10 protein-coding genes and 1 tRNA gene are annotated in these 9,154 nt (G+C 59.1%); 2 read left to right on the top strand and 9 right to left on the bottom strand.

Going from position 1 to position 9,154, the window contains the following annotated elements; genetic code table 11:
* Positions 1-181 precede the first annotated feature (181 nt).
* A tRNA-Pro gene (locus tag DXX99_RS10700) sits at positions 182-259 on the top strand.
* 10 nt (positions 260-269) lie between these two features.
* On the opposite strand, the gene DXX99_RS10705 is transcribed toward DXX99_RS10700, so the two are convergent.
* The 7 genes from DXX99_RS10705 to DXX99_RS10735 all read right to left on the bottom strand — a co-directional run bounded on the left by DXX99_RS10705 (position 270) and on the right by DXX99_RS10735 (position 5,765).
* Positions 270-1,067 (bottom strand): formate dehydrogenase accessory protein FdhE, encoded by a 798-nt coding sequence (locus DXX99_RS10705; protein WP_115793467.1) that lies wholly within the window; start codon positions 1,065-1,067, stop codon positions 270-272.
* 75 nt (positions 1,068-1,142) lie between these two features.
* Positions 1,143-2,345 carry an NrfD/PsrC family molybdoenzyme membrane anchor subunit gene (gene nrfD, locus DXX99_RS10710; RefSeq protein WP_115793468.1) on the bottom strand — a complete coding sequence of 401 codons (1,203 nt, stop codon included), beginning with the start codon at positions 2,343-2,345 and terminating at the stop codon, positions 1,143-1,145.
* 27 nt (positions 2,346-2,372) lie between these two features.
* Positions 2,373-3,164 carry a 4Fe-4S dicluster domain-containing protein gene (locus DXX99_RS10715; protein ID WP_115793469.1) on the bottom strand — a complete coding sequence of 264 codons (792 nt, stop codon included), beginning with the start codon at positions 3,162-3,164 and terminating at the stop codon, positions 2,373-2,375.
* A gap of 43 nt (positions 3,165-3,207) precedes the next feature.
* A complete protein-coding gene (locus tag DXX99_RS10720; RefSeq protein ID WP_115793470.1) occupies positions 3,208-4,203 on the bottom strand; it encodes a hypothetical protein in 996 nt (331 codons plus the stop codon).
* A gap of 84 nt (positions 4,204-4,287) precedes the next feature.
* Entirely contained in the window at positions 4,288-4,656 is a 369-nt protein-coding gene (locus tag DXX99_RS10725) for a hypothetical protein (protein WP_240610913.1), read from the bottom strand.
* A 6-nt stretch (positions 4,657-4,662) separates the two neighbouring features.
* Positions 4,663-4,977 (bottom strand): carboxymuconolactone decarboxylase family protein, encoded by a 315-nt coding sequence (locus DXX99_RS10730; RefSeq protein WP_240610914.1) that lies wholly within the window; start codon positions 4,975-4,977, stop codon positions 4,663-4,665.
* 14 nt (positions 4,978-4,991) lie between these two features.
* Complete coding sequence (locus DXX99_RS10735; protein WP_115793471.1) at positions 4,992-5,765, bottom strand: ATP-binding protein; 774 nt, start codon at positions 5,763-5,765, stop codon at positions 4,992-4,994.
* A gap of 353 nt (positions 5,766-6,118) precedes the next feature.
* On the opposite strand from DXX99_RS10735, the gene DXX99_RS10740 reads away from it, so the two are divergent.
* Positions 6,119-7,327, top strand: a complete 1,209-nt coding sequence (locus DXX99_RS10740; protein WP_115793472.1) for an IS110 family RNA-guided transposase — start codon at positions 6,119-6,121, stop codon at positions 7,325-7,327.
* 162 nt (positions 7,328-7,489) lie between these two features.
* On the opposite strand, the gene DXX99_RS12265 is transcribed toward DXX99_RS10740, so the two are convergent.
* On the bottom strand, positions 7,490-8,299 hold the full coding sequence (locus DXX99_RS12265; RefSeq protein WP_240610915.1) for a glutamate synthase-related protein: 810 nt from the start codon (positions 8,297-8,299) through the stop codon (positions 7,490-7,492).
* Entirely contained in the window at positions 8,259-8,831 is a 573-nt protein-coding gene (locus tag DXX99_RS12270; RefSeq protein ID WP_240610916.1) for a beta/alpha barrel domain-containing protein, read from the bottom strand. The genes DXX99_RS12265 and DXX99_RS12270 overlap by 41 nt, the downstream gene beginning before the upstream one ends.
* Between the last annotated feature and the right edge of the window lie 323 nt (positions 8,832-9,154).

Genomic DNA, 9,154 nt, shown 5'->3' on the forward strand with positions numbered 1-9,154 from the left:
GAACTAAGCCGGCCTAGCCTCAGTAGTTTGATCCCTTAATGGCGCAGGTACCGGGACTATCCTGGCGGCGAGGTTTCCATGAAGAGAAGTTTTCTCCCGAACCACCTACTAACTCTTGACGCGCACTAGAGCCCCTCAAGACTTGACGCTGAGGTGTAGATCGGCTATAATTAGAAGCAGTCGGGGCGTAGCTCAGCTTGGCTAGAGCGCTACCTTGGGGTGGTAGAGGTCGCAGGTTCAAATCCTGTCGCTCCGACCATTTTTATTTTTTAGGAAGCGATGAAGGACTTGTTCTGAAACCCCTTCCCCAACATGGCGAAATCGAGCGCCACCGTCCTTATGTCCTCCCAAAAGAGGTCGGCTCCTTCCTCGGGGCGCTTCCTCTCGTCCACCGTCTTGAGGTAAGCCCGGCACCGGTAGCAGACGTCGGCCCGGTATCCCTCGGCCCCCTCCCAGAAGCCGAGTTCCCCCGCAGAGTCGTTGCCGCAGAAGGGGCAGGTCACGCGGACGAACCGCCACTCCATGCTGCAGACGCCACAGTAAAGGAAGCGCTCGCCCGTGCGCTTGAGTCTAGCCAGCAAAGGTTTGGCCTCGCAGACCGGGCACTCCCCTTTCTCCCAGGAAGAAAAGTCCACCAACCCGCGCGCCTTGCGGGTGTAGGCTGCCAGCAGCAGCCGCGTCACGTGGCTGAAGGCGAAGCCAAAGACGTCGGGCGGCACGCCGGCCGGGTCTTTGAGCCAGGTTATGGCTATGGGGTCCCGCTGACACAGGGCCTGCGCCAGCCGCTTCACCTCTTCGGGGTTTTCCGGAAGGTTGGCTCGCACCTGCTCCAGCCCCGGCCCCAGCTCGGGGAGGTGCTTGCGCAAAAGATCGAACACCTCGACAGTGAAGGCAAGGAAAAACTCGGGGTCGATTTCCGGCGGGGCTTCTTTTACCAGAGGTTTTTCCCCCTTCCAGGCTTTGAGCTTCTCTTCTTCTACCCGCCACTTGTCTTCCGGCACCACCATCTTTGCCAACTCGCGGTAGAAGGTAATGAGCTGCGGCGGAAAGAAGTTGCTGCGGGCCAAAGGAATTCACCTCGCGCCAGAAGTTTAAAAAGGGAGGGGGTTTTAAAGCCCCCCTCCCCAAGCTCGCCTGAGGCTTTAGCGGACAGGAACGTACTGGTGCCGGTGCTCGTCATAAAGCACCGGGAAGTTCTCCACCACGAAACAGTAGGCCAGTATTCCCAAGGTCACCAGCCCGATCGACACCGAGAGCTCCATCCAGGAGGGGAAGTAGTGGAAGTTGGCCCACTTGGCCATGCCGGTGAAGACCACGTTGAAGCGGTTGAAAATCACCCCGGCTACCACCAGCGCCGAAGCGGTTATGAGTCCGGCTTTGGAGCGCCGTACGCTGGGTGAGAGGTACATTATCAGCGGGATGATCACTCCGCCCACGATTTCCAGGAGAAACATGTTGCTGGTGAAGGAGCCGTCGAAGAGGTGCCCTATCTGGCCGCGGTAGACGAGGTCGATCCCCTTTAGGAGGAGGTAGACGGACATCACCACGGCGCTCACCCGGACGAAGCTCTGCAGAACGTCGAGCTCGAACTCGCGCCGGTAGGCAGTGGCCGCCAGCGCCCCCTCCACCGTGGCCATGGCCGGCCCGACGAAGACGGCCGAGAGGAGGAAGAAAACCGGAATGAGGATGGACCACCAGAGAGGATCGAGCCGGTTGACCGCCACCAGGTAGAGAGAACCGAGCGAAGACTGGTGCAGGGTAGGTAGGATGATACCGAATATGTACATCGGCACCAGGATGGCGTCGAAGAAGCGCTTGAAGCCGGGAGACTTGACCCGCTCAAAGACTACGTGCCCGAACTCCAGGAGCTGCACCATGGTATAAAGCGACACGCACCAGAACACTTCGAAGAGCACCGAGTGCCAGCTTCCCGCGTAGACCAGGAAGGGACGCCAGAAGTTGTACCAGCGACCGATGTCCAGGAAAAGGCCTCCTAGAACCAGGAGGTAACCGATGAGAGAGGTTAGAGCCGTAGCACGGGCGATGGGCTTCCAGTCCTTAATATGCAGGACGTGTACCAGGAAGCAGGTGGTGAAGCCACCGCCTGCCAAAGCAACACCGGTCAGCACGTCGAAGCCGATCCACAAGCCCCAGGGCCACCGGTCGTTGAGGTTGGTGGCGGCGCCCAGACCGAAGAGCAAGCGGTAGATCGCCGCGAATAGCATTACTCCCACGATGGCTAACCCTATGGCCCTCCAGGGGGTCATGCGGAAGGACCACTTGCGCTCGAAAATGTCGTCGTAGTCATGTGCCCAGCTTCCGCCGTACGCAGCGGCTTTCGCCATACCACTTTCGCCTCCTTGAGCAAAACCTTAGTGCTCCTCTTCGCCCTTCTGCCGGGTGGCGAAGTACAGAGCCGTGAGCACCGCCCCCCAGGTGAAGGCGATGGGCAGAGTCCACTTGAGCACCTTGTGGGTGATGTGGGGTATGGGCTCTGTACCGATCTCGCCGCGCTCTATAGTGGGCAGGCCCAGCTTCTCGAAAGGTACATCGGACACGTAGAAGAGCGAGGTTCCGCCCACTTCCTTCTCTCCGTATACATAGTTGATGTAGCGCTCCGGGCTTTCTTCTATGCGCCGGTGGGCTTCCCTTAACATGGCGTCCCGGTCGCCGAAGGTTATTGCCCCCGTCGGGCAGGCCCCCACACAGGCCGGCGGCGCTCCCTGGTTCACTCGCTTGTAGCACATGATGCACTTGCGTACCTCGGGGAAGACCTCACTCCACTGGTACTTGGGGATACCGAAGGGACAGGCCAACATGCAGTAGCGGCAACCGACGCAACGGTAGGCGTGGTAAAGAACCGGGCCCTCGGGGGTCTTGTAGAAGGCGTGGGCGAAACAAGCCGATTCGCAGGCCGGATACTGGCAGTGGAAGCAAGAGTGGCGCACAAACCGCCACTCCACCCTGCCGTTCTTCTCCACCAGGTGGGCGTTGATCCGGAGCCACGTGTTGGCCGTCAGCGGCGCCTGCTTGTCCCACGTTTCTTTGGGATAGCGCCGATCACGCTGGTCATCTAGGGGAAGTCGGTTGTACTCCTTGCACGCCACCTGGCAGGCCCGGCAGCCTATGCACTTGGTGACATCGAAAAGAAGAGCGTAACTCATGAACTACCCCTCCCGCTTCGTCACACCAACTTCGGTTGGAACGCTATTTCGCCAGCAGCGGGAATCCCCATTCTTCGCCTTTCAGGCGGCGCCTGAGCAAGCCCCCTTCCCAGTAGCCCTTAAGCGGGGTGTCGGCACGGCTCACCTCCTCGGCCAAGGCCTGAGCCGAAAACTCCCTTTCTTCCCAGCCCATTTCCCGCCAGAGGCGCTCCCAGAACCACAAAGGAACCCTCTCGTTTTCTCTCGGGGGGACGGCCTTTTCTACCCATTGTACCCAGCGCCCGGAACTAATCCAGGACCCTTCGCGGCTCCAAGGAGAGGCCAGGGGGATAAGGTAGATCTCGGCTCGCGGGAAGGAGCGGCGCGCCTTCGCCCGCAGGGTTTCTAAGTGGAGCTCGCTCAGGAACCAGTCACCCAATACCAGCCACTCCACACCTTCTTCCGGTTCGTCCGGCAGGAGATCACCTCCCCAGATTAGTACTCTTCTTTGCTCGAAGACGTGAGCCCTGTCGGTGTTTGGGGGAAACCAGCCGACCCAGGAAAGGTCAAACCCTTCTCGCCTTCCAACTGCTCCCAGTTTTTTTAAGACCTGGGCCAGGAGAAAGCTTTCCTCGTTAGAAAAAAGCTCCTGACGCCAGAAGAAGGCCACCGGTCCCCGTTCCTTTAGCCGGGAAGCTACTTCCCAACAGACTTGAGTCCACTCCCTGGCCTCCCACTCTTCCGCGCCAGGCCCACAGTACAGGAGAGAGGGAGACCAGTTTTGCGCTCCCAGGTAGGATCGCAGTCGCTCCAGTCCCTCTTCGCAAACCCTGCCGACGTTGGCCGGGTGGTCGGGGTCACCTTCAAAGCTCAGAATCTTCTCTTGGCACACGGTAAAGATCAGGCCGCAGCCCCGGGCGCAGAAGGGACAAAGAGCCGGGTATTCCTTTCTCTCCGCGAGCTCCTCTTCCCGGCTTTCTTCCTCTTCTTCCGCCCATAAGATCCCGCTTAAAAGCCCGCCCAGGCTGCGCAAAAAGTCGCGGCGCGAAACCTTTTTCACTTTCCTTTACCCGCCTTCGCTCGGTTCTGCCGAAGACCCGATTTTTGTACCATTCGCCACTCGGCCCGTGAAATCCTGCTGGCTTTAAAAGCGCGCGAAGTAAACCTTGTTTTCTTCTTTAAAGGCCCGCACCAACTCACAGTGCCGCAGCACAGCCAGCTGTTTTTCCAGCTCCCACGGTTTTATTCCCAACTCAGCTAGGAGTTCTTCCTTAGTCACCTTGCCTCTCTCTTCGATCAGTCGGCAGATTTTCTGCTGCAATTCGGTCAGGCCCTCGGTTCCCGACTGGCCCAGCGCTCGCCTGGTGGCCAGAGCCGAGGCTACCGCCACGGGGTCGCACGCTTTGGGTGGGTTCAGCAACTCGATGTAGCAGTCCTCGCACAAGGTCTGGCCATAACAGCTGTAAGCCTCTCCTTCTTCGATGAAAGCCTGGCAGCGCTGACAGCGCAGCATTTGGTTTTACTCCTTTCCGTCCAGCACCTTTAAAACCTCAACGGTGTAGGCTGCCGATGGCCCGCCACCCATGAGGATGGCTACCGAAGCGGCTTCCAGTATTTCCTGCCTGGTAGCTCCCAACTCCCGCGCTTTAGCCACGTGCGCGGCTATGCAGTAGGGGCAGCGAAGTGCCACGGCTATGCCTACCGCGATAAGCTCTTTCTGCTTGGCCGAGAGAACCCCCTCTTTGATGACGGCTTCGTGCAGTCGGTTAAAGCTTTGCATTACCGTTGGCATTTCTTGAGCCAACTTCTCAAGCTCCGGTTTCTGAGCACCCACGATAAAATCACTCCTCAAGTGATAAGCTTGGTAACCAGCGTCTCCATTTGCCGCCTGGTACCCTCCAGGGGCACAGGTTCGCCCTTGAGATTGGCCCGCATGATGTCGGTATCGAGCTTCAACACCCCCCACACCTCTATTCCGCGGGCAGAAAGTTCCTGGCGCAGAAAGGCTTCGGTTTCCTCGCTCACCTTATTCAGTACCACCCCGAATTTTTTACCCGCTTCGGCGGTGAGAGCGCGGGCACGCTCAGCCAGCAAAACGGCCTCGTATGAAGGGTCCACCACCCCAAGCACCAGATCCACCCCTTCCAGAAGCCCCCGACCAAAGTGTTCCACCCCGGCCTCGGTATCCACCAGCACCCACTCTTCGCTTCCCGTCTGAAGGTGCTTGAGGAAGGAGCGAGCCAAGGCACCCATAGGGCAGGCACAACCTTCCATGCTATGCTCAATTTTGCCCACGCGCAAAAACTTCACCGGCCATTTCCCAGAGACACACTCATCAGGAAGGTCGTCGGGGGTGAAACTTTCGGTGAAAAATGCCACCTTCTCCCCGCCTTCGCCTCGCAGGGCTGCTTTTAGCCTTTCACGTACCGCTTTTTTGCCCCCTAAACACCCCATGAGCGTCTTTGCCGGTGCCTCCTGCCCCAGCATCTGCGGCAAACCCAGGTTGGATTCGTCGGCATCCACCACCAAGACCTTGCCTCGCTCCGCCAGCGCTTTGGCCAAAAGAACCACCAGCGTGCTCTTTCCGCTTCCTCCTCGACCGCACACAATAACCTTGGGCATCAAGCTTACCCCCATCCCTACCGCGTGGTTTAAAGCAAGTATTCGCTTCCCTCTGGCATCTTCCTGCAACTAGATCCTTATCGTGACGTCCTTATCTGTTAAACTCAAATCAGAGCAGTTGCCTTGGCAGGAAAACCAGCCTGAGTTGGCAAAGCCTAAAACCTAGCTCTAAGTCCGGGAAAAGGCCTTGACGTCCAGCAGTTCGACTGCTTTGGGGAGACTCGCCTTTCCCGGAATAATATGCAGGCAAGCCAGGGTCTATAGAGGGGAGCGCTTCGAGCGCCAGTGCTAGATAAGGCTTACCACTTGCCTGCAGTAACCTAAATAACGCCCTTTTCAAGGAGGTCCGCCCAATGATCTTCGTCGGCATTGACTGGGCAGATAAAGAACACGAAGTCTGCGTCCTCGATCAAGACGGCACCGAACTTGCCCATTTCCGGATTCCCCACACATGCCATGGCCTGGAAACCCTCAAGAAGCAGCTGCTGCGCTATGTAACTTCGCCAGAAGAAGCACCCTGCTTCCTGGAAACCAGTCAGGGCCTTCTGGTCCAGTTCCTCCTGGAGGCAGGATTCCCTGTCTACCCCCTCAACCCTAAAGTGGTTGACTACCGACGTAAACCTTCCGGGGCTAAAAGTGACACCATTGATGCTCGCCTGCTGGCCGATATCGGTCGCAGCGACCTGCGCCGACTGCGTCGCCTGAACCCCGATTCCGAACTCATTCAGGAGCTGAAGACCCTGTGCCGCGACCAGGATATACTCCTGGAAGAGGTTACTCGGCTCACCAACCGCCTGACCGCCTGCCTCAAGGAGTACTATCCCGTGGCCCTTGAACTCTTCTCGCGCCTAACTCTGCCGGTTACGCTCAACTTCCTGAAGACCTATCCCACCCTGGAAGCGGCAAGGTCTGCCTCCGTGCCCGAATTGGCTGCCTTTTTAAAGGCTCACCGGCACCCTAAACCCAACCTCACCGCACAGCGCATCTACGCCCAGCTGCACGCCCCGCAACTCGAGGCACGCCCGGCTGTGGTTAGAGCTAAAAGCCGATTTATGCCGGTTCTGATCGCCCAACTCGAGCCCCTCCTGGAGGCCATCAAGAAGTACGATGAGGAAATCACCCGCCTTTTTAAGTCCCACCCCGACAGCCTAATCTTTGCCAGCCTCCCGGGTGCTGGCACCCGGCTCGGGCCGCGGTTGCTGGCGGGGTGGGGCGATGACCGCGGCCGCTACGAAAGCGCCGCCGCCGTGCAGGCCCTGGCCGGCACTTCCCCCGTCCTCTACCAGAGTGGGAAGTACCGCTTCGCCCGCCAGCGCCGAGCCTGTATCAAGTTCCTGCGCCTGGCATTGCAGCTTTTTGCCTACCAGTCAGTACTTAAGGTCAGTTGGGCTCGAGACTATTACCAGCGCAAGCGCGCCGCCGGCAAGACACATCACGAAGCTCTGCGGGCTTTGGCCAACATCTGGGTGCGGATCATCTTCGCGATGTGGTTGAACCGCCGTCCCTATGATGAATCTGTCTTTCTCGCTGCCAGGGCCAGACACGCTCCTTCGGTGGCTTAATCTGCCCCTATATCTTTTATACAGATCACCTATTGACATAGAGGGTCTCCCCTCAATCCATTGAGGGGGTGGACTTTCCCCTCGCGCTCCCCCGTTTTTCTAAAAAATAGCAGGGAGCAAAACTTGTCACTCCCTGCCGCTGAGCCCTCTACCGTTAAAAGTTTAAAAGTCCAGGATGCGCTCGGCTTCTTCGGCGTCTACCTCCATGATGTACTTGACACCGGTGATGGAAGCCGCCTCCGGAGTAAGGGCGGCCACGTCGTCGCGGGTGAGGTACTTAAGAGCAAACTTCCTGGCCCCGCACATGAGCTGACGCAGCCCTTGGGCCAGCCGTTCGAAGTAGTTGTACACCCCTATGGCTCCCACCGGCAAGCGCTGAAAGTCCTCCTCGCCCAGGAGATTCTTGAGCTCCACCGCCCCCACAAAGACCTGCTCCAGGTGGTCGCCGTAGCGCTCGTACTCGGGCACGGCCCTCCCCTCCAGGAGGGAAAGCCCCACCGTTTTACCCACCATGGCTGCCGTCAGGAGAGCGCGCGCCATGCCCACCACCTTGACGTGAGGAGCGCCTATGGCCAGGGCTTTGAAGATGTGGTCTTCCAAGCTGAATCCGCCGGCAATGGCCACCGGGGGCACATAGCGGCCTTTGGCCGCCAGGCGGTCTAGGTAGCGGGTCAGCAGCCCCTGCAGGTAGACGGTGGGCACACCCCACTCGTTCATCATCCGCCAGGGACTCATGCCCGTGCCGCCCCCGGCCCCGTCCACCGTAAGAAGGTCGAGGCGGGCTTCGGAGGCCAGCTTGACCGCCAGAGCCAGGTCGGCCGGCCGATAGGCTCCGGTCTTGAGGAAAATAAAGCGCGCCCCGGCCTGGCGCAGCTCCTCTACCCGCCGCAGGAAGGCCTCTTCATCCACCGCGCCTACACGGGAATGGCGCTCAAACTCCCGGAAAGCCCCGGCGTGGTAGGCTTTCACCACCGTGGGGGTCATCCGGATCGGGAAGTACTATATAGCCCCTCTTTTTGAGCTCCAGAGCCCTTTCCAGCGAATCGAGCTTCACTTCTCCTCCGATGCTTTTCGCTCCCTGGCCCCACTTGAGCTCCACCGCCGTAACCTGCAGCTTTTCGATACAGTATTCGTGCACCCCCAGGCGGGTGTCTTCCACATTGGTCTGAACGGCGATGAAGCCGTAGCCCCGCTGCCAGTCGCGATAGGCGCGGATGCGCTTTTCCATGGCCGGGGAACGGAGGACACGCCCGTTCTTGATGTCGGCCTTGGGATCCATGGCGCAGACGTTTTCCCCCACCACTATGCCGACCCCCGCCAGGGCTGCTCCGGCCGCCAGGTGCTCCCAGTTGTTGGCCGCCACTGTGGTGGAACCCATGGCAGCTATGACCACCGGCAGCCGGAGCTTGAGCTCACCCCCTGATCCCAACTCAGCGGTGAGGTCCACATTGGGGAAGATCATGAGGTCGGGATCGGGATCAACCGTTCCTCCCACGCTAGGCAAAACTAGGCAAAGCGCTAGTTTTAGCCTAAGTGGTGCAGGTTCATTGCTCCCTTCTTTGCCAGGAAGTGGCTCCAGGAGCTCCCCGGGAACGGAACGGTTGGCCCCCGCCGGCGACCATATAGGACGCCGGCTCCTAACGAAGAGTTTAAAGACTGCTGCTCTGCCAGTCAACTACCAGAAAAGAGGCTCTGGATTTAGTAGTGTCCGGTATAGTGTGTAAAAAGGGTGGTTAGAAGCAGGAAGGGCCACCCTCCCTCTGGTAGATGAAGAAGTGACACAACCACCATTACCAGGAGGGATTGAGGATGGCCCATTACCAGGTT

Origin of the sequence: Ammonifex thiophilus (assembly GCF_003368535.1) — a bacterium.
Taxonomy (GTDB): domain Bacteria; phylum Bacillota; class Desulfotomaculia; order Desulfotomaculales; family Ammonificaceae; genus Ammonifex; species Ammonifex thiophilus.

Coding starts and splice junctions, on each gene's coding strand:
- nrfD (WP_115793468.1), bottom strand. CDS start 2,345: ATGGCGAAAGCCGCTGCGTACGGCGGAAGCTGGGCACATGACTACGAC.
- DXX99_RS10715 (WP_115793469.1), bottom strand. CDS start 3,164: ATGAGTTACGCTCTTCTTTTCGATGTCACCAAGTGCATAGGCTGCCGG.
- DXX99_RS10725 (WP_240610913.1), bottom strand. CDS start 4,656: ATGCTGCGCTGTCAGCGCTGCCAGGCTTTCATCGAAGAAGGAGAGGCT.
- DXX99_RS10735 (WP_115793471.1), bottom strand. CDS start 5,765: ATGCCCAAGGTTATTGTGTGCGGTCGAGGAGGAAGCGGAAAGAGCACG.
- DXX99_RS10740 (WP_115793472.1), top strand. CDS start 6,119: ATGATCTTCGTCGGCATTGACTGGGCAGATAAAGAACACGAAGTCTGC.